This is a genomic window from Rhizobium sp. P1_E6 (genome assembly GCF_056405875.1).
In genome coordinates this window covers 15,001-33,480 of sequence record NZ_JBFUBG010000021.1, presented here as the reverse complement: position 1 = coordinate 33,480, position 18,480 = coordinate 15,001, and the positions used below count along the sequence as shown (strand labels likewise).

The 18,480-nt window shown below is 60.1% G+C and carries 19 protein-coding genes (1 of these 19 only partly in view); 15 read left to right on the top strand and 4 right to left on the bottom strand.

What is annotated here, in order from left to right:
* The first annotated feature begins 28 nt into the window (after positions 1-28).
* The 5 genes from argJ to AC1D35_RS13200 all read left to right on the top strand — a co-directional run bounded on the left by argJ (position 29) and on the right by AC1D35_RS13200 (position 3,169).
* Positions 29-1,270 (top strand): bifunctional glutamate N-acetyltransferase/amino-acid acetyltransferase ArgJ, encoded by a 1,242-nt coding sequence (gene argJ / locus AC1D35_RS13220; protein WP_113312016.1) that lies wholly within the window; start codon positions 29-31, stop codon positions 1,268-1,270.
* On the top strand, positions 1,251-2,057 hold the full coding sequence (locus tag AC1D35_RS13215) for a GNAT family N-acetyltransferase (RefSeq protein WP_113299057.1): 807 nt from the start codon (positions 1,251-1,253) through the stop codon (positions 2,055-2,057). Before argJ ends, AC1D35_RS13215 begins: the two co-directional genes overlap by 20 nt.
* Entirely contained in the window at positions 2,054-2,467 is a 414-nt protein-coding gene (gene mutT / locus AC1D35_RS13210) for an 8-oxo-dGTP diphosphatase MutT (protein ID WP_113299056.1), read from the top strand. Before AC1D35_RS13215 ends, mutT begins: the two co-directional genes overlap by 4 nt.
* 126 nt (positions 2,468-2,593) lie before the next feature.
* A complete protein-coding gene (locus AC1D35_RS13205; RefSeq protein ID WP_113312017.1) occupies positions 2,594-2,932 on the top strand; it encodes a hypothetical protein in 339 nt (112 codons plus the stop codon).
* A 69-nt stretch (positions 2,933-3,001) separates the two neighbouring features.
* On the top strand, positions 3,002-3,169 hold the full coding sequence (locus AC1D35_RS13200; RefSeq protein ID WP_113299054.1) for a Flp family type IVb pilin: 168 nt from the start codon (positions 3,002-3,004) through the stop codon (positions 3,167-3,169).
* 13 nt (positions 3,170-3,182) lie between these two features.
* Here AC1D35_RS13200 and AC1D35_RS13195 read toward each other — a convergent pair whose 3' ends face one another.
* Positions 3,183-4,067, bottom strand: a complete 885-nt coding sequence (locus tag AC1D35_RS13195; protein WP_113312018.1) for a methyltransferase domain-containing protein — start codon at positions 4,065-4,067, stop codon at positions 3,183-3,185.
* A 78-nt stretch (positions 4,068-4,145) separates the two neighbouring features.
* Between AC1D35_RS13195 and AC1D35_RS13190 the strand changes: the two genes are divergently transcribed.
* The 4 genes from AC1D35_RS13190 to AC1D35_RS13175 are packed head-to-tail and all read left to right on the top strand — an operon-like array spanning position 4,146 to position 6,505.
* Positions 4,146-4,922, top strand: a complete 777-nt coding sequence (locus AC1D35_RS13190) for a ComF family protein (protein WP_477938681.1) — start codon at positions 4,146-4,148, stop codon at positions 4,920-4,922.
* A gap of 33 nt (positions 4,923-4,955) precedes the next feature.
* Positions 4,956-5,213 (top strand): glutaredoxin 3, encoded by a 258-nt coding sequence (gene grxC, locus AC1D35_RS13185; protein WP_113299051.1) that lies wholly within the window; start codon positions 4,956-4,958, stop codon positions 5,211-5,213.
* Positions 5,214-5,222: 9 nt separating this feature from the next.
* Positions 5,223-6,080, top strand: coding sequence for a carbon-nitrogen hydrolase family protein (locus AC1D35_RS13180; RefSeq protein WP_113312020.1), 858 nt, complete (start codon positions 5,223-5,225; stop codon positions 6,078-6,080).
* Positions 6,077-6,505: a DUF1178 family protein gene (locus AC1D35_RS13175; protein WP_477938680.1), complete on the top strand. Its 429-nt coding sequence runs from the start codon at positions 6,077-6,079 to the stop codon at positions 6,503-6,505. Before AC1D35_RS13180 ends, AC1D35_RS13175 begins: the two co-directional genes overlap by 4 nt.
* Positions 6,506-6,547: 42 nt before the next feature.
* On the opposite strand, the gene ubiG is transcribed toward AC1D35_RS13175, so the two are convergent.
* Both ubiG and AC1D35_RS13165 read right to left on the bottom strand, forming a co-directional pair.
* Positions 6,548-7,294 (bottom strand): bifunctional 2-polyprenyl-6-hydroxyphenol methylase/3-demethylubiquinol 3-O-methyltransferase UbiG, encoded by a 747-nt coding sequence (gene ubiG / locus AC1D35_RS13170; RefSeq protein WP_113312022.1) that lies wholly within the window; start codon positions 7,292-7,294, stop codon positions 6,548-6,550.
* A gap of 176 nt (positions 7,295-7,470) precedes the next feature.
* Positions 7,471-7,968, bottom strand: a complete 498-nt coding sequence (locus AC1D35_RS13165; RefSeq protein WP_113299176.1) for a BA14K family protein — start codon at positions 7,966-7,968, stop codon at positions 7,471-7,473.
* A gap of 455 nt (positions 7,969-8,423) precedes the next feature.
* On the opposite strand from AC1D35_RS13165, the gene AC1D35_RS13160 reads away from it, so the two are divergent.
* The 6 genes from AC1D35_RS13160 (at position 8,424) to clpB (ending at position 18,112) form a co-directional block, all read left to right on the top strand.
* Positions 8,424-9,698, top strand: coding sequence for an aspartate kinase (locus tag AC1D35_RS13160; RefSeq protein ID WP_113299047.1), 1,275 nt, complete (start codon positions 8,424-8,426; stop codon positions 9,696-9,698).
* A 90-nt stretch (positions 9,699-9,788) separates the two neighbouring features.
* Positions 9,789-12,056 (top strand): phosphoenolpyruvate--protein phosphotransferase, encoded by a 2,268-nt coding sequence (ptsP, locus tag AC1D35_RS13155; RefSeq protein WP_477938679.1) that lies wholly within the window; start codon positions 9,789-9,791, stop codon positions 12,054-12,056.
* A gap of 28 nt (positions 12,057-12,084) precedes the next feature.
* On the top strand, positions 12,085-13,164 hold the full coding sequence (gene prfA, locus AC1D35_RS13150) for a peptide chain release factor 1 (protein WP_113312024.1): 1,080 nt from the start codon (positions 12,085-12,087) through the stop codon (positions 13,162-13,164).
* Positions 13,161-14,030: a peptide chain release factor N(5)-glutamine methyltransferase gene (prmC, locus tag AC1D35_RS13145; RefSeq protein WP_113312025.1), complete on the top strand. Its 870-nt coding sequence runs from the start codon at positions 13,161-13,163 to the stop codon at positions 14,028-14,030. The genes prfA and prmC overlap by 4 nt, the downstream gene beginning before the upstream one ends.
* Before the next feature lie 345 nt (positions 14,031-14,375).
* Positions 14,376-15,134: a DUF4167 domain-containing protein gene (locus AC1D35_RS13140; RefSeq protein WP_113312026.1), complete on the top strand. Its 759-nt coding sequence runs from the start codon at positions 14,376-14,378 to the stop codon at positions 15,132-15,134.
* 374 nt (positions 15,135-15,508) lie between these two features.
* Positions 15,509-18,112, top strand: coding sequence for an ATP-dependent chaperone ClpB (gene clpB, locus AC1D35_RS13135; RefSeq protein WP_113312027.1), 2,604 nt, complete (start codon positions 15,509-15,511; stop codon positions 18,110-18,112).
* Positions 18,113-18,181: 69 nt separating this feature from the next.
* On the opposite strand, the gene AC1D35_RS13130 is transcribed toward clpB, so the two are convergent.
* A protein-coding gene (locus AC1D35_RS13130) for a M23 family metallopeptidase (protein WP_113312028.1) crosses the window boundary here: on the bottom strand, positions 18,182-18,480 show its end. 1,645 nt of this gene lie beyond the right edge of the window; only the last 299 of its 1,944 coding nucleotides appear in the window; its start codon lies off the right edge, out of view; the stop codon is at positions 18,182-18,184.

The following is an 18,480-nucleotide window of genomic DNA, read 5'->3' as shown; positions in this document are numbered from 1 at the left end:
GGAAATGCTCATTGGCAGGTCGCATCCCATGTCCGCTATCGTTTCTCCGCTTGCCCCGAAATCCTTCGCTTCGCTGCCCCCGCTACGCGGAGTACGCATGGCGACTGCTTCCGCAGGCATCAAGTACAAGAACCGGACGGACGTGCTGATGATGGTGTTCGACGCTCCGGCTGCCGTTGCCGGCGTCTTCACCAAGTCGAAATGCCCCTCCGCTCCAGTCGATTTCTGCCGGACCAACCTGCCGCATGGCGTGGCACGCGCCGTCGTCGTCAATTCCGGCAATGCCAATGCCTTCACCGGTTTGAAGGGCCGCGCTGCGACTGAACTCACTGCAAAGTCTGCCGCTGCTGCCGTCGGCTGCGGTGAAAATGAAATCTTCCTCGCGTCGACCGGCGTCATCGGCGAACCTCTGGACGCCACCAAATTCTCCGGTGTACTCGACAAGATGCATGCCGATGCCACAGGCGATTTCTGGTTCGAGGCCGCCAAGGCCATCATGACCACCGACACCTATCCGAAAGTCGCGACCCGCACTGCCGAGATCGGCGGCGTCAAGGTGACGATCAACGGCATCGCCAAAGGCGCCGGCATGATCGCGCCCGACATGGCAACCATGCTTTCCTTCGTCGTCACGGATGCCGATATTGCTTCCTCCGCCTTGCAGTCGCTGCTGTCTGCCGGCGTCGAGCCGAGCTTCAACTCCATGACCGTCGACAGCGACACCTCGACATCGGATACGCTGATGCTCTTTGCGACGGGTGCAGTTGCAGCCGACGGACAAGCGAGCATCACGAGCGCGGACGATCCGCAGCTCGGCGCGTTCCGCGCAGCCCTCAACGAACTCCTCAAGGATCTGGCGATTCAGGTCGCCCGCGACGGTGAGGGCGCGACCAAGATGCTCGAAATCACCGTGACCGGTGCGGAGAGCGATGCCGCTGCCAAGACGATCGCCCTTTCCATTGCCAATTCGCCGCTGGTCAAGACTGCGGCTGCCGGTGAGGATGCCAATTGGGGCCGTATCGTCATGGCCGTCGGCAAGGCCGGTGAAATGGCCGACCGCGACCGGCTCGCCATCTGGTTCGGCGATGTGCGCGTCGCCGTCAACGGCGAGCGCGACCCCAGCTATTCCGAGGATGCGGCCTCTGCCGTGATGAAGAAGCAGGATATTCCTGTCAAAGTCGATATCGGCCTCGGCTCCGGCAAGGCTACGGTCTGGACCTGCGACCTCACCAAGGAATATGTTGCGATCAATGGCGACTACCGGAGCTGATCGTTCGTTGATGCAAGCATCCCTTCCGAAGCAGAACCTGCCGCTGGTCCGGCGGCTGGAAGCCGTGGGTTTTCGCGCCTGGCCGGCCGCTTCCGTGCAATATGACGGAAGCTGGCAGGTCCGTCTGACTGCGGGCCATCCCTCCAACCGCCTGAACTCCATCGTGCCGCTCGATCCTTCCGATCATCGTGATGTCGAGATCCGGCTGGAGAAGGCAAGCCGCAAGTTCGAGGCCTATGGCCGTCCTGCCATCGTGCGCGAGACGCCGCTTGCCTCGCCTGTTCTGATCGACCTGATTAGAGAACAAGGATGGAAGCGTTTCGATGAGACGGCTGTGATGGTCTGCGATCTCTCGCAGGCCGATCTGCCCGATACGCTCGATCATCTTCCGACCCATGACATCGGTCGGTTCGTCGATGCCAATCTTGTCGTCGATCAGGCGCCGCTGTCGCTGAAGCCGTCGCTTGCCGAGATCATTTCTGCGATCAAGCCGCCATCGGGCCTTTTCATGATCGAGGATGCCACCCATGGCTCGCTGGCGACTGTCCTCTGCGTACAGGACAACGACCTTGCCGGCATCATGTCGCTTTCGGTTGCCGATGGGCATCGCCGCAAGGGTCTCGGCGTCGAAATCCTGACCTCGGCCTTGCGCTGGGCGCGGATGCGCAGCGCCCGCACCGCGTGGCTGCAGGTGAAGCTTTCCAACGCGCCGGCGATTGCGCTTTATGAGCGTCTCGGTTTTCGCGATGCCTATCACTACTGCTACTGGCAGGAGAGATGCGAATGAGCGACGCCGGAAGGAAACTGCTGCTCGTCGCTGCCTGCGCGCTGATCGATACCGATGGGCGTATCCTTTTGGCACAGCGGCCGGAAGGCAAGTCGCTTGCCGGCCTATGGGAATTCCCCGGCGGTAAGGTCGAGCCTGGTGAGACACCGGAGGAGACGCTGGTACGCGAGTTGAACGAAGAACTCGGCATTACGACCAAGGTGCCGTGCCTTGCGCCGCTGACCTTTGCCAGCCACACCTATGAGACATTCCATCTGCTGATGCCGCTTTACGTCTGTCGCCGTTATGAAGGCATTCCACACGGTCGTGAGGGACAGGCGATCAAATGGGTGCGCCCGCAGGCGCTGCGCGATTACCCGATGCCACCGGCCGATGAGCCGCTCATCCCGGTGCTGCAGGATTTACTTTAGCCTTTACTGATTATTGGTGTGAAACGTCGATTTCACCTGTGGATATTAATCGATCATTTAGCACCTTCTGGCAATGATCGGCCTCACTCAAGCAACTGGCGTGCGTGTATTTAAGGGCTTGACGTCATGGACGACGATTTCTGGAAAGCTGTTCGCGAGAAGGAACGGGCTTCTTCGTCTGCTTCGCGCAGGACGGGGGCGCTCAATATCGCCCTTCTGTTCGGCACGGCCGTAGTGGCGCTGACCCTCATCCTGACGCCAATGCTGGCGGATTCCTCCAAGAAGAGCGTGCTCGCCAGCGCACCGGCGGATTTCGACACGATCACCACCGGCTCCATCCCGAAGACCGAGAATGGCCCGAAGACCGAAAACGGCAAGCGTTATACGATTCGTCGCAGCGTGCTCCAGGATACGCCTGGCTCTGTCTGTGTCGTCCAGGGCTACGGCGTCGGCGCCGGCTGCTGAGGAAATGAAGCTTCCGTCGCCGGAGGCCGTGAATTTCATTGCTGTCTTGCGCACAAAAGGGTTGGGTTGATGAATTTGCTGAAGAAATTTCTGGCGGACAGAAGCGGTGCGACCGCGATAGAATATGGACTGATCGCAGCGCTGATGGCGGCTGCCCTCATTGGAGGCCTGGGCGTGTTCACCAATGGCCTGCGTGGCGTGTTCAACACTGTCGAGAATAACCTGACGATCAATTGAGCTATCCGTTAGCTCACTGCCTGAGCTTCTGCTCTTCCACCTTCAGGGCGTCAGCAAGCCGCGCCTTGGCCGTTCCTGGCTTCAGCGGCTGTTGCTGGCTTTCATGCGGTGCCCATCCCGACACGTAGATTATTGAAAATGTTGCGCGGATACGGCCGTCGGGGTCCGAATAGCGCTCGGCATAGATTTCAGCGGCGCGCAGGAAGAAGGCGCGCGTCAGCGGCTTGCGGCTGCGGGCTGCCAGCGGATTGGCCATGCCCATCGCTCTCAGGTCGCGCATCAGCGGAAAAATTGAATCATAGCGTACGGTATAATTCTCCGCGTCGATGACGGGCAGGGCAAAGCCTCCACGTTGCAGCAGGCCACCGACATCGCGCACATCGGCGAAGGGGATGACGCGCGGGCTTGCGCCGCCGGTCATTTCAATTTCGGTCGCAAGTAGCACTTCGCGCAGTTCCTGCAGCGTACCGGCGCCCGGAATGGCGGCCAGGAAAAGCCCGTCTGGCTTTAACGCGCGGCGGATCTGGATGAAGACGCCGGGTGTGTCGTTGGTCAGGTGCAGGTTGAGCGGCGCGATCACCAGATTGGCCGATTGCGGCGCCAGTGGCACGTCTTCAAGCGGTGCTTCGAGAAATGATTCCCCCGGCGCGACGTAGTCGATGTCGCTTTCCACGCGGGTGAGGCTGTCGACCTTGCCGGTGGCCATCGCCGCGCGGGCGGCTGCGCCCGTGGTGCCATGCAGTTCCACGGCGTGTTCGAAGGTGCGCTCCACGACGGCCAGACGTTCTGCCAGTTCCTCGGCGGCGATGTCGAGCAGGAAGCCTGCCTTCGGATCATGGTTTGCGAGCGCGCGGCGGCGGTTTGCGGCGATCTGTGGCTTGTCGAAGATGATATCCATGGGCGATGTCCATATTCCCCTGTCCGGCGGGCGGCAAGGCGATTTTCCTTTGGCTCGCGACACGCTAGTCTGCCTCATATGGGGATGATCGAGACGAAAAGAGAGAAGGGACACGTGTGGGCGCAGCTGCTGCGGCCGCTGTCGCTGATTGCCGATCTTGTCTATCCGCCGGCTTGTGCTGCCTGTGGCGTTTCGACGGGTGGCCATCGTGGGCTCTGTCCGAAATGCTGGGCCGCCGTCCGGTTCATCGAGCGGCCTTATTGCGAGGTGCTCGGCATTCCCTTTTCCCATGATCTCGGCACCGGCATCCTGAGCGCCGAGGCGATCGCCAATCCGCCGCCCTTCGACCGGGTGCGTTCGGCAGCCGCGCATGACAATGCCATTCGCGCCCTCGTGCATGGTCTCAAATATCGGGATCGCACCGATCTTACGCCGATGATGGCCGGCTGGATGCTGCGTGCCTCGGACGGCACGGTCGAGCGCTGCGACGCCATCATTCCAGTACCGCTTCATCGCGCCCGCATGGTTTCACGCAAGTTCAACCAGGCAGCGGAACTTGCCCGGCATCTGGCGCGACTTGCCGAAAAGCCCCTTCTGCCCGCAACCCTTCTGCGCGTGAAGCGCACCAGCCAGCAGGTCGGCCTCGGCGTTCGGGCGCGAGAGGAAAATGTCCGTGGCGCTTTTGCCGTCGCCGCCAATAAAGAAGACGATGTCTTCGGCAAGCGCATCGTGCTCGTTGACGATGTCTATACGACGGGTGCGACGGTCGCTGCGGCAACGCGCGCGCTGCGCAAGGCAGGTGCTGCCGATATAACGGTTTTGACCTTTGCAAGGGCCTTTGYGGAAACTATATGACGTTAAGAAAACAGCACCGTCTGGAGATCATTCATGGTACCCGTTACCATCTATACACGGCAGTTCTGCGGCTTTTGTACACGCGCCAAATCTCTGCTTGAAGAGAAGGGCGTGGACTATGTCGAGCATGACGCGACCTTCTCGCCTGAACTTCGCCAGGAAATGCTCGGCAAGTCGAACGGCCGCAGCACCTTTCCGCAGATTTTCGTCGGCAGCACGCATGTCGGCGGTTGCGATGATCTTTACGCGCTCGATCGGGCAGGCAAGCTCGATCCACTGCTGGCAGCCTGAGGAAGAGCGATGAGTTTCACGGCCGCTGCCATCCAGATGTGCTCCGGTGTCGATCCGGAGCGGAATGCCGCTTCGATGGCGCGACTTGTCCGGGAAGCCGCAGCAAAGGGCGCGACTTACGTGCAGACGCCCGAAATGACCGGCATGCTGCAGCGTAACCGCGCGGCGGCAAAGGAAGTGCTGCGCGACGAGAGCAATGACATCATCGTCAAGACCGGTTCGACGCTTGCCGCCGAGCTCGGCCTTTACATGCATGTCGGCTCGACGGCGATTGCGCTCGATGACGGCAAGATGGCCAATCGCGGGTTTCTCTTCGGACCTGACGGCAATATCCTGAACCGCTACGACAAGATCCACATGTTCGACGTCGATCTCGATAATGGCGAGAGCTGGCGCGAAAGCGCAGCCTATCGACCGGGATCGGAGGTGCGCGTGCTGTCGCTGCCTTTCGCGGAGATGGGTTTCACCATTTGCTACGACGTGCGTTTCCCGCAGCTTTTCCGTGCGCAGGCGGTTGCCGGCGCCGAAGTGATTACTGTTCCGGCCGCTTTCACGAAGCAAACCGGTGAGGCGCATTGGGAAATCCTGCTGCGAGCCCGCGCCATCGAGAATGGCGTCTTCGTCATCGCCGCCGCGCAAGCCGGCCTGCATGAGGATGGGCGCGAGACATTCGGCCATTCGATGATCATCGATCCCTGGGGCAAGGTGCTGGCTTCGGCCGGCCCGTCTGGCGAGGCGGTCATTCTCGCGGAGATCGACCCGGCGGCCGTAAAGGTGGCGCATGACAAGATTCCGAACCTTAAGAACGGCCGGGAATTTTCCATCGAGCGAATTGCGGGGGGAATTTCAGGAGGCACAGCAGCTTGATCCGCTATTCCCTTATTTGTGAAAATGCCCACGAGTTCGAAGGCTGGTTTTCCGAAAGCGCCGATTTCGATCGGCAGGTTGCAAATGGCTTTCTGACTTGCCCTGTGTGCAATTCCGCTTCCATCTCCAAATCGCTGATGGCGCCATCCGTTTCGACCGCACGCAAGAAGGAAGAGATGCAGACGGTTGCCATGGATGCAGCTCGTCGCGAAGCCTTCCTCAAGCTCAAGGAAGCCGTAGCAGAGATCAAGGCGAAATCCGAGGATGTCGGAACCCGCTTTCCAGAGGAAGCTCGCAAGATCCATTACGGTGAGGCGGATGCCCGCGGCATCATCGGCCAGGCGACGCCCGACGAAGCCCAGGCGCTAGTGGAAGAGGGCATAGAAATCGCCGCTCTGCCGGTCCYCCCCGAAGACGTGAACTGATATGGAGCCTGCGGCCGGCCTTGAAACTGTAGACCGGCCGGATCAGACCGGCCGTTTTGCCAGCAGCATGTAGTTCACATCCATGTCCTTCGACAGGTTCCACTGGTTTGCCAGCGGATTGAAGAAGACGCCTGTACGGTCGATGATGTCGAGGCCATTCGCCGCAAGCGGCTTTTCCAGCTCTTCAGGACGAACCAGCTTTTCATATTGATGCGTGCCGCGCGGCAGCCAGCGCAGGACGTTTTCTGCGGCGAAGATCGCAAGTGCAGCCGCCTTCATCGTGCGGTTGATGGTGGCAACGAACATCAGCCCGCCCGGCCGGACCATGCTGGCGCAGGTATTCATGAAAAGTTCGACATCGGCCACATGCTCCACCACTTCCATGTTGAGCACGATATCGAAGGTTTCGCCGGCTTCGGCGAGCTGCTCTGCGGTGACGGCGCGATAGTCGACCACAACACCCGATGCCTTGGCGTGGGTAGAGGCGATGCCGATGTTCTTCTCCGAAGGGTCTGCACCGACGACCTCGGCGCCCATGCGGGCAACCGGCTCCGACAGCAGACCGCCGCCGCAACCGATATCGAGCACACGCAGGCCTTCAAGCGGCCTGGCACTCCTCGGATTGCGCGAAAAATTCTCTGCCGCCTTATCGCGGATATAAGCAAGGCGAACGGGATTGAACTTGTGCAGCGGCCTGAACTTGCCGGTTGGGCTCCACCATTCGGCCGCCATGGCGGAAAAGCGATCGACTTCGCTTTGGTCAACGGTGGTCTTCGCCGCTTCGGTCATCTTGCCCGCTCCTTTGTCCTGCCAGTGAAGTCGGACGATCGGAGCAATAAGTCAAGGGCTGGCGGCTGCCGCATTGCTTGACGGGAGTCGCCAGGAGACTGCAAAAATTGCGGACGCTTTCAGCCAATAAAAAACCCCGCATTGCTGCGGGGTTCTTGCGCTTGTTCGGATATTGCCTAGCGGCATTGACGGCGCGGACCGTACGTGGGCTGGTACGTATTGTCGGATGCACGGTAGGAGCGATAACGGCTATAGCAATAATCGGCATGCGAACTACCGGCGCTCACGCGTGGCTGCGAAGCAATGATACCGCCGATAATCGCGCCAGCTGCGAGTCCGCCGATGATGGCGCCCGTGTTATCGCGGCGGTAATAGCGGTCGCGGTAGTAGCGGTTACCGTCATAGCGGTTGCCGTAGTAGCGGCGGTCCCCGTTCCATCGACGATCATCACGATAACGATCACTGTAGCGATAATCGCGGCCGCCACGCGAGCCGTAGTCGAAGCGCGGGCACTTGGTGAAATTATTGCAGCCTACCTTCAGAAGCTCAGCTTCGCCGCCCAGGGATTGCGGTGCGGATTGAACCGGATTTTCCACATAGGCCGGCCCTGCCCAGGCTGGTATTCCGGAGAATGCGGTTGCTATCGACAGGGCAAAAATCGCTAATCTTCTCATTTTCATCACCAGCCTTCTGAGACGTTTATCTGTGATTTAAACGCATTTGGCGCAACTAAGTTTCATGGTGGTTGCGAGGATCCACGTTTCAGATTTTCGCGAGGACTGCTATTGGGCTGAAGCTGCCATCTGATCGTCCTTGCTCTGAGATTCAGAAGGGCGATTATCCACGGCCGCTGGTCAGGATGAAATACCCTTCCACTTCGCTTTCTTCCCGCCCTTGCCACCCCCCATCAAACTCGCTAAGAGACGCGCCAACTTTCGTCCTTGGTTGGCGGGCGTTGGAAGTGTTCCAGAAACCAGTATTTCCGGGCTCTTCGGTCGATCGACAGCCAGAATTTTCTGATGTCTGGGAGGGTTGATATAGACCTCCCGGTGGTTTGTGAATGGCGCGTAGCGTGCCGGGGAAGCAAATCCCGTTTCCGGCAATCGCACGCGGGTCGTGGTAGAGGCTTATGGCGCGCATCGTTATGAAATTCGGCGGGACGTCCGTCGCTGACCTGGACCGTATCAAAAACGTCGCCCGCCACGTGAAACGCGAAGTTGATGCCGGCCATGAGGTGGCGGTCGTCGTTTCCGCCATGTCCGGCAAGACCAACGAGCTGGTCGGATGGGTTCAGAATACGCCGAAGGTGATCGGCGCCAACTCGCCCTTCTACGATGCGCGCGAGTACGACACCATTGTCGCCTCCGGCGAGCAGGTCACCTCAGGCCTTCTGGCAATTGCGCTACAGAGCATGGGCATCAATGCCCGTTCCTGGCAGGGTTGGCAGATCCCGATCCGCACCGACAACGCGCATGGCGCGGCGCGCATCATGGAAATCGACGGGACCGATATCATCAAGCGCATGGGTGAGGGCCAGGTTGCGGTCGTCGCCGGCTTCCAGGGACTCGGTCCCGATAACCGTATCTCGACACTCGGGCGCGGTGGATCGGACACGTCTGCCGTGGCGATCGCCGCTGCGGTAAAAGCCGATCGCTGCGACATCTATACCGATGTCGACGGCGTCTACACGACCGACCCACGCATCGAGCCCAAGGCACGCCGCCTGAAGAAGATCGCTTTCGAAGAAATGCTGGAAATGGCGTCGCTCGGCGCCAAGGTTCTTCAGGTGCGCTCGGTCGAGCTTGCCATGGTGCACAAGGTACGCACTTTCGTGCGTTCGTCTTTCGAGGATCCCGATGCTCCGGGCATGGGCGACCTCTTGAACCCGCCCGGAACGCTGATTTGTGACGAGGATGAAATCGTGGAACAGGAAGTAGTCACCGGCATCGCCTATGCCAAGGATGAGGCTCAGATCTCGCTTCGCCGTCTTGCCGACCGACCGGGCGTTTCCGCCGCGATCTTCGGGCCGCTTGCCGAAAGCCACATCAACGTCGACATGATCGTCCAGAACATTTCCGAAGACGGTTCGAAGACGGACATGACCTTCACCGTCCCCTCGGGCGATGTCGAGAAGGCCATCAAGGTTCTCTCCGACAACAAGGAAAAGATCGGCTACGACGTCGCGCAGAGCGAATCCGGGCTGGTTAAGGTTTCCGTCATCGGCATCGGCATGCGCAGCCATGCCGGCGTTGCAGCGACCGCCTTCCGGGCGCTCGCCGAAAAGGGCATCAACATCAAGGCGATCACGACCTCGGAAATCAAGATTTCGATCCTGATCGATGGTCCCTATGCAGAACTCGCTGTCAGAACTTTGCATTCCTGCTACGGTCTGGATAAGAATTGATTCCCAGCGGGCGGCATGCCCCTTCAGGTTGAAGATGCGGCCGGTTCTTCTGGCCGCATCAAGCGTTTGTTTCGGGGAGCTTGAGACGCAATGAGAGACCTTTCCGGCGGTCCGCGCGTGCTGCTCAAGCGGCTGCGCGAGTTGATGGCGGAGCCGCTGGAGCCGCAAGAGCGCCTCGATCGGATTGTTCGCCAGATCGCGAGCAACATGGTGGCGGAGGTCTGCTCCGTCTATGTTCTGCGCGCCGACGGCGTTCTTGAGCTCTATGCTACCGAAGGTCTCAATAAGGAAGCCGTCCACCTTTCGCAGCTGAAGATGGGGCAGGGCCTCGTCGGCACGATCGCCGCATCGGCCCAGCCGCTCAATCTGTCCGACGCGCAGTCACATCCGGCCTTCCGCTACCTGCCGGAAACGGGCGAGGAGATCTACCATTCCYTCCTCGGCGTGCCGATCCTGCGGACGGGACGTTCGCTCGGCGTTCTCGTGGTGCAGAACAAGGCAAGCCGCAATTATCGCGACGAGGAGCTGGAAGCGCTCGAAACGACGGCGATGGTTCTCGCGGAGATGATCGCGACCGGCGAGCTCAAGAAAATCACCAAGCCAGGCCTCGAACTCGATCTCACCCGTTCAGTCACTGTCGACGGCGATACGTATAATGACGGCATCGGTCTTGGCTACGTCGTGCTGCATGAACCGCGTATCGTTGTCACCAATCTGCTCAACGAGGATGCGGAGAAGGAAATCCGGCGGCTGGCGGAAGCCATGGGGTCGCTCCGGATCTCCATCGACGACATGCTGTCGCGCCGTGACGTTTCCATGGAAGGCGAGCATCGCGAGGTGCTGGAAACCTATCGCATGTTCGCACACGACCAGGGTTGGGTGCGCAAGCTGGAAGAGGCGATCCGCAACGGCTTGACCGCCGAGGCGGCAGTCGAGAAGGTCCAGAGCGACACAAAGGCGCGCATGATGCGCCTGACGGACCCTTATCTGCGCGAGCGGATGCATGATTTCGAGGATCTCGCGAACCGGCTGCTGCGCGTGTTGACGGGCTATACCGGCCGCACGACCGCCGAGGGCTTCCCGACCGATGCGATCATTTTGGCGCGTGCCATGGGTGCCGCCGAACTGCTCGATTATCCGCGCGCCAATGTGCGCGGCCTGGTGCTGGAAGAGGGTGCGGTAACGAGCCATGTGGTGATCGTCGCGCGCGCCATGGGCATTCCGGTGATCGGCCAGGCGGCGGGTGTCGTAGCGCTTGCCGAAAATGGCGATGCCGTCATCATCGATGGCGACGAAGGGCATGTGCATATCCGGCCGATGCCGGATCATCGGCGCTCTTATGAGGAAAAGGTGCGCTTCCGCGCGCGGCGGCAGGAGCAGTTCCGGGCTTTGCGCTCCGTGGAACCGGTCACCCGGGACGGGCAGCGCATACAACTGCAGATGAATGCGGGCCTGCTGGTCGACCTGCCGCAACTGGCGGAATCGGGGGCGGAAGGCATTGGTCTTTTCCGTACTGAACTGCAGTTCATGATCGCGTCKACCATGCCGAAAGCGGAAGAGCAGGAGATGTTCTACCGCAATGTGCTGAAGCAGGCGGGTGGCCGTACCGTGACCTTCCGGACGCTCGATATTGGCGGCGACAAGGTTGTGCCGTATTTCCGCGGTCACGAGGAAGAGAACCCGGCACTCGGCTGGCGGGCGATCCGCCTGTCTCTCGACAGGCCGGGTCTCTTGCGCACGCAGTTGCGCGCCATGCTGAAGGCTGCGGCGGGTGCTGAGCTGAAGCTGATGGTGCCAATGGTGACTGAAGTTTCGGAACTCCGGCAGGTGCGCGAGCTCCTGCAGAAAGAAGTTCAGCATCTGTCGCGCTTCGGCCACGGCCTGCCGCGCAAGCTGCAGTTCGGCGCGATGTTGGAAGTGCCGGCGCTGCTCTGGCAGCTCGACGAGCTGATGGATGCGGTTGACTTCGTCTCTGTCGGATCCAACGATCTCTTCCAGTTCGCCATGGCTGTCGACCGCGGCAATGCGCGGGTGTCCGATCGCTTCGATCCGCTTGAGCGGCCATTCCTGCGCATCCTGCGCGATATTGTGCGCGGTGCGGATCGCAACAAGACGCCGGTGACGCTCTGTGGCGAGCTGGCTGGCAAACCGCTCTCGGCCATGGCCCTGCTCGGTGTCGGCTTCCGCTCCATCTCCATGTCGCCGGCATCGATCGGACCGGTCAAGGCGATGCTGCTCAGCCTTGATGCGGGGGCGCTGACGGCGGCGGTCAATGAGGCGTTGGACGACCGCCACGCGACGACGCCGATGCGCGAAGTGCTTGCCCGCTTCGCCGAGAGCCACAATATTCCCCTTTAGACATATATAAGAAGAATAGGAGTAAGGGGTGGCGAAGCTTCCCATTGAAAAGATGCGTGAGCTTGAGCGCCGCTTCGGCGAGATCGAAGCGCGCATGTCGGCCGGCCCGTCGGCCGATGTCTATGTAAAGCTTGCATCCGAATATTCCGAACTGCAGCCGGTGGTAACCATGATCCGCGCCTATGAAAAGGCGGTCGGCGAGCTTGCCGATCTGGAGATGCTGCTTGAGGACAAGTCCGTCGACCGAGAAATGCGCGACCTTGCCGAGCTCGAACTGCCCGATGTGAAGGAGCGGATCGAGGCGCTGGAGAATGAAATCCAGATCTTGCTGCTGCCGAAGGATGCGGCTGACGAGAAGAGCGCAATCCTGGAAATCCGAGCCGGCACCGGTGGCAACGAGGCGGCACTTTTCGCCGGCGACCTCTTCCGCATGTATGAGCGTTATGCGGCAGCGCATGGCTGGAAGGTCGAAGTGCTCTCGGCGAGCGATGGAGAAGCCGGCGGCTACAAAGAAATCATTGCGACGATCACTGGCAAGGGCGTCTTCGCCAAGCTGAAATTCGAATCCGGCGTACATCGCGTGCAGCGCGTGCCGGAAACGGAAGCGGGCGGGCGTATCCATACCTCGGCAGCGACCGTTGCCGTTCTGCCCGAGGCCGAGGAGATCGATATCGAAATACGGCCAGAGGATATCCGCATCGATACGATGCGCTCCTCGGGTGCGGGCGGCCAGCACGTCAACACGACGGACTCTGCAGTGCGCATCACGCATCTGCCGACGGGTATCGTGGTGACCAGCTCGGAAAAATCGCAGCACCAGAACCGCGCCAAGGCCATGCAGGTGTTGCGTTCGCGGCTTTACGATGCCGAGCGGCAGAGGGCCGATAGTGAACGTTCCGCCGACCGCAAGAGCCAGGTCGGCTCGGGCGACCGCTCCGAGCGTATCCGCACCTACAACTTTCCACAGGGGCGCGTGACCGACCACCGCATCAACCTGACACTCTACAAGCTCGACCGGATGATGGTCGGCGAGATTGACGAAGTGGTGGACGCGTTGCTGGCCGACTATCAGGCGAGCCAGCTCGCGCTGCTTGGCGAACAGCAATGATCGCATCCGGGTCGACGGTTTCAGAGATGCTTTCCGAAGCCCGGCGTCGCTTCACGGAAGCGGGTATTGCCGATCCGCAGACCGATGCGCGGTTGCTGATTTCGGGATTACTGGAGCTTTCACCGACCGAGATGCTGACAGCCGGCCGTGAACCGGTTTCAGAAGAGCAGGCGGACAGTATCGGCCGCGCTATCGAAAGGCGGTTGAAGCACGAGCCGGTGCACCGCATCCTGGGAGAGCGGGAATTCTACGGTCTGCCGCTTTCGCTGTCCGCCGGCACGCTGGAGCCGCGGCCCGATACGGAAATCCTCGTCGATACGATCATTCCCTATCTGCGCGACCTTGCAAAGACGCAGGGCAATCTCCATATCCTAGACATAGGAACCGGGACTGGAGCGATTTGCCTTGCGCTCCTCAATGAATGTCCGGAAGCATCAGGCATCGGCAGCGATATTTCGACCGATGCACTTGAGACGGCAAGATCAAACGCAGAAAGACACGGATTGCAGGACCGATTCACGGCTATTCGATCGAGCTGGTTTGAGAACATCCATGGGACGTTTCATGCGATTGTCTCAAATCCGCCCTATATTGCTTCCAATGTCATTCACGATCTCGCTCCCGAAGTGACGAAATTTGATCCGGCTGCAGCTCTGGATGGCGGCCCGGATGGGCTTGACGCCTACAAAGCCATAGCAAAGGATGCAGCAAGGTTCGTACGATCAAATGGGGTCGTCGGACTGGAAATTGGCTATGATCAGCGAAACGATGTGACGGCGATCTTTGAAGCGGAAGGCTTCAAGTGCCTCAAATCCGTGAAAGACTATGGTCAGAACGACAGAGTGCTCGTGTTCTCGCCGGCATGACCGGCGACAAATTGCAGCATCGAACTGGACATTGTTGCTATTGCGAAGAAAAGGCTTGGATTTCCCGAGGAAGCAATATAGGTTGCCCTCACGCGTTGGGCGCATAGGAATGAACGAGATTCGTTCGGTACTTGCTCAGCTTCGGGGGTCTGCTCTTTTAAACGAGAGTTTCAAAAGTTGAACACGACCCAATGCGTGAATCAGTCAAACTGACTTGAAGACAAGCGGCAGGTCGGCGCGAAGGCGCACTATGCTTGCGGCACGAAGGCCCTGATCCGGATGAACCGGTCTTGGCGGTTGGTGCCATGTATCCAATCACAAACAGAGAATTCAGGTGAACGATCGATGAGGCCAGGACAGCAGAACAAGCGCGGTCGAGGGCGTGGCAGTAATAACAATAACGGCGGCGGCGGCGGTGGTGGAAATAGCAATAACAACAATTTCAACCGCAAGGGCGGAAACCCGCTGACCCGGACTTACGATAGCTCCGGCCCCGACGTGAAAATCCGCGGTACTGCTCAGCACATCGCTGAAAAATATGCGCAGCTTGCCCGTGACGCCCAGAGCTCCGGGGACCGCGTCATTGCTGAAAACTACCTGCAGCACGCCGAACATTACAACCGCATCATTGCCGCCGCACAGGCCCAGATGCAGGAACGCTTCCAGCGCGATGATCGCGGCGACTTTAATGATCGTGACAATTCGGATCGCGACGGCGATGAAATGGATATGGCAGACAATGACGATGTCGTCGTTGTTCAGCCACCTCATCAACAGCAGCGTGAAGAACGCCAGTCGCAACGCGAAGAACGCCAGCAACAGCGCGAAGAACGCCAGCCGCGCGAACAGCAGCAGGTTGCTCCGGCAGCCCCTGTTCAGCAGGCCGAAGCAATCGACGGGACCGGCCCGCAGCCGGAAATCGAAGGCATTCCTGCTGAAGTCGCGATGGAAGAGGAAGGTGGCGCAACGCAGCAGCGCCAGCCCCGCCGCCGCAATCCCAGCAGCCGCCCGCGCCGCCCGCGGCGGAGTGCCGAAGGTGAAGCAACTGGTGAGGAAGGTGCTTCGGCCGAAGCACCTGTTCTAGCTGAGGCTGCTTCGGAATAAGCTCGCTTCCAGAATAGACAAATTGAAAGGCCGCTCTTTTGGGCGGCTTTTCTGTTTGGGGAGTTCAAGGCTGCTTGTCGTGCTGTGATCACCCGGCGCATATTTTCGCATCGCGCCTATGGTAGGGTCGAGGATTTCTTCGATAAGAACTGGACGCGTCCGGACATGGTCAGCGCTCGGGCGAAGAGGCCTCGGAGGCAGCGCTTTTCGCATGCTTCACCCCTTTAAACTCCCGGGATTTCCCACCATATCCTGTTCAGTTTCGTTTGCCGGAAATCTCGCTGGCGACAAACAGGGCTTGCCTTTTGAGGGAGCTCAATCTCAATCATCGGCCTGTGCCTTATGAAGGGCAGGGCGATTCATGGAGGTAGCATATGAATATCGAAAAATACTCCGAGCGGGTGCGCGGTTTCGTTCAGTCTGCCCAGACTTACGCGCTGGCGCAGGGCCACCAGCAATTCACTGCGGAACATGTTCTCAAAGTCCTGCTCGACGATGATCAGGGCATGGCCGCTTCGCTGATCGAGCGCGCTGGCGGCGATGCCAAGGCCGCGCGGCTTGCCAATGACGCAGCACTTGCCAAACTGCCGAAGATTTCCGGCGGTAACGGCAACATCTATCTCGCTCAGCCGCTCGCCAAGGTTTTCTCTACCGCCGAAGAGGCTGCCAAGAAGGCTGGCGATAGTTTCGTGACGGTCGAGCGTCTGTTGCAGGCGCTGGCGATCGAAAGCTCTGCCTCGACCTATCAGTCGTTGAAGAATGCAGGCGTGACCGCGCAGGCGCTCAATCAGGTCATCAACGAAATCCGCAAGGGCCGCACGGCCGATACGGCAAGTGCCGAGCAGGGCTTCGACAGCCTGAAGAAATACGCGCGCGACCTGACCGCCGAGGCCCGTGAGGGCAGGCTCGATCCTGTTATCGGCCGCGACGACGAAATCCGCCGCACGATCCAGGTTCTCTCCCGCCGCACCAAGAACAACCCTGTTCTCATCGGTGAGCCCGGCGTCGGCAAGACCGCGATCGTCGAAGGTCTTGCGCTGCGCATCGTCAATGGTGATGTGCCGGAAAGCCTGAAGGACAAGAAGTTGATGGCGCTCGATATGGGTGCCCTGATCGCCGGTGCGAAGTTCCGAGGCGAATTCGAAGAGCGCCTGAAGGCCGTGCTGAACGAGGTTCAGTCGGAAAACGGCGAGATCATCCTCTTCATCGACGAAATGCACACGCTTGTCGGTGCCGGCAAGGCGGATGGGGCGATGGACGCCTCCAATCTGCTGAAGCCTGCGCTTGCCCGTGGCGAGCTGCATTGCGTCGGCGCAACGACACTCGATGAGTATCGCAAGCATGTCGAAAAGGACCCGGCTCTTGCCCGCCGCTTCCAGCCGGTCATGGTCGAGGAGCCGACGGTCGAAGACACGATCTCGATCCTGCGCGGCCTGAAGGAAAAGTACGAGCAGCATCACAAGGTGCGTATCGCCGATGCCGCACTGGTTGCCGCTGCAACCCTTTCGAACCGCTACATCACCGACCGTTTCCTGCCGGACAAGGCGATCGACCTGATGGACGAGGCGGCTGCCCGCCTGCGTATGCAGGTGGATTCAAAGCCGGAAGAGCTCGACGAGCTCGACCGCCGCATCATCCAGCTTAAGATCGAGCGCGAGGCGCTAAAGAAGGAAACCGACGTCGCCTCCGCTGATCGGCTGAAGCGGCTGGAAACCGAGCTTTCCTCAATCGAGGAAGAAGCGGATGCGCTGACGGCCCGCTGGCAGGCGGAAAAGCAGAAACTCGGCCTTGCTGCTGACCTCAAGAAGCAGCTCGACGATGCCCGCAACGAACTGGCGATTGCCCAGCGTAAGGGTGAATTCCAGCGCGCCGGCGAACTCGCCTATGGCGTGATCCCGGGTCTCGAAAAGCAGCTGGCCGATGCCGAAAGCAAGGAAGACAATAGCCGCAATGCGATGGTGCAGGAGGTCGTGACCCCCGACAATATCGCCCATATCGTCTCCCGCTGGACCGGCATCCCGGTCGATAAGATGCTGGAAGGCGAACGCGACAAGCTGCTTCGGATGGAAGACGAGCTGGCGAAATCGGTCATCGGTCAGGGCGATGCGGTTCAGGCCGTATCCCGCGCCGTGCGCCGTGCACGCGCCGGCCTTCAGGATCCGAACCGGCCGATCGGTTCGTTCATCTTCCTCGGTCCGACCGGTGTTGGCAAGACGGAGCTCACCAAGGCGCTCGCCCGCTTCCTCTTCGACGACGAGACGGCGATGGTGCGCATGGATATGTCGGAATACATGGAAAAGCATTCCGTGGCTCGGCTGATCGGCGCACCTCCCGGCTATGTCGGTTATGATGAAGGTGGCGCGCTGACGGAAGCTGTTCGCCGCAGGCCCTACCAGGTCGTGTTGTTCGACGAGATCGAGAAGGCGCATCCCGATGTCTTCAACATCCTGTTGCAGGTGCTTGACGACGGTCGCCTGACCGACGGCCAGGGCCGGACGGTCGACTTCCGCAATACGATGATCATTATGACGTCGAACCTCGGTGCTGAATATCTCACGCAACTGCGCGAAGGTGACGACAGCGATACCGTTCGCGAACAGGTCATGGATGTGGTCCGCGGTCATTTCCGGCCGGAATTCCTGAACCGTATTGACGAGATCATCCTCTTCCACCGCCTGAAGCGCGAGGAGATGGGCGCGATCGTGGATATTCAGCTGAAGCGGTTGTTGTCGTTGCTGTCCGAACGCAAGATTACGCTCGATATCGATGAGGATGCTCGCAACTGGCTGGCCAACAAGGGGTATGATCCCGTTTATGGCGCCCGTCCGCTGAAGCGGGTGATCCAGAAGTTCGTGCAGGATCCGCTTGCCGAGCAGATCCTTTCGGGCCAGGTGCCAGATGGGTCGATGGTGAAGATCACCAGCGGTTCCGACCGATTGCTGTTCCGCACAAAACAGGCGGTCAACGAAGCGGCGTAACGCTGCGCAGACAGGGATTGAAGATGGCGGCTTTCGGGCCGCCATTTTTGCTTCTGCTTGAAGGGAAGGTTACTTGCTCGCGACCTGATCCGAGGCGGGCTGGTTGTTCAGCAGCGTGTCGATGCGCTTGCGCTCGTCCTCGAACTTTGCGAGTGCATCGCCCTGGAGCGACTTGCCGCCCGGCAGTCGAATACGCAGCGGGTCGACCTTCGTGCCGTTGACGATCAGTTCGTAGTGCAGGTGCGGGCCGGTGGATTCGCCTGTCGTTCCTACCCAGCCGATGACCTGACCCTGTCGCACCTTGGTGCCCGGCACGATGCCCTTGGCGATGGCGCTCTGGTGGTTATAGGAGGATTCGTAGCCGTTGG

Bases quoted from the DNA above. Each gene is read 5' to 3' on its own strand.
- grxC (WP_113299051.1), top strand. From the start codon at position 4,956: ATGGTACCCGTTACCATCTATACACGGCAGTTCTGCGGCTTTTGTACA.
- AC1D35_RS13180 (WP_113312020.1), top strand. From the start codon at position 5,223: ATGAGTTTCACGGCCGCTGCCATCCAGATGTGCTCCGGTGTCGATCCG.
- AC1D35_RS13205 (WP_113312017.1), top strand. From the start codon at position 2,594: ATGGACGACGATTTCTGGAAAGCTGTTCGCGAGAAGGAACGGGCTTCT.
- clpB (WP_113312027.1), top strand. From the start codon at position 15,509: ATGAATATCGAAAAATACTCCGAGCGGGTGCGCGGTTTCGTTCAGTCT.
- AC1D35_RS13165 (WP_113299176.1), bottom strand. From the start codon at position 7,968: ATGAGAAGATTAGCGATTTTTGCCCTGTCGATAGCAACCGCATTCTCC.
- mutT (WP_113299056.1), top strand. From the start codon at position 2,054: ATGAGCGACGCCGGAAGGAAACTGCTGCTCGTCGCTGCCTGCGCGCTG.
- ubiG (WP_113312022.1), bottom strand. From the start codon at position 7,294: ATGACCGAAGCGGCGAAGACCACCGTTGACCAAAGCGAAGTCGATCGC.
- AC1D35_RS13160 (WP_113299047.1), top strand. From the start codon at position 8,424: ATGGCGCGCATCGTTATGAAATTCGGCGGGACGTCCGTCGCTGACCTG.
- argJ (WP_113312016.1), top strand. From the start codon at position 29: ATGTCCGCTATCGTTTCTCCGCTTGCCCCGAAATCCTTCGCTTCGCTG.
- AC1D35_RS13195 (WP_113312018.1), bottom strand. From the start codon at position 4,067: ATGGATATCATCTTCGACAAGCCACAGATCGCCGCAAACCGCCGCCGC.
- AC1D35_RS13200 (WP_113299054.1), top strand. From the start codon at position 3,002: ATGAATTTGCTGAAGAAATTTCTGGCGGACAGAAGCGGTGCGACCGCG.
- AC1D35_RS13140 (WP_113312026.1), top strand. From the start codon at position 14,376: ATGAGGCCAGGACAGCAGAACAAGCGCGGTCGAGGGCGTGGCAGTAAT.
- AC1D35_RS13215 (WP_113299057.1), top strand. From the start codon at position 1,251: ATGGCGACTACCGGAGCTGATCGTTCGTTGATGCAAGCATCCCTTCCG.
- prmC (WP_113312025.1), top strand. From the start codon at position 13,161: ATGATCGCATCCGGGTCGACGGTTTCAGAGATGCTTTCCGAAGCCCGG.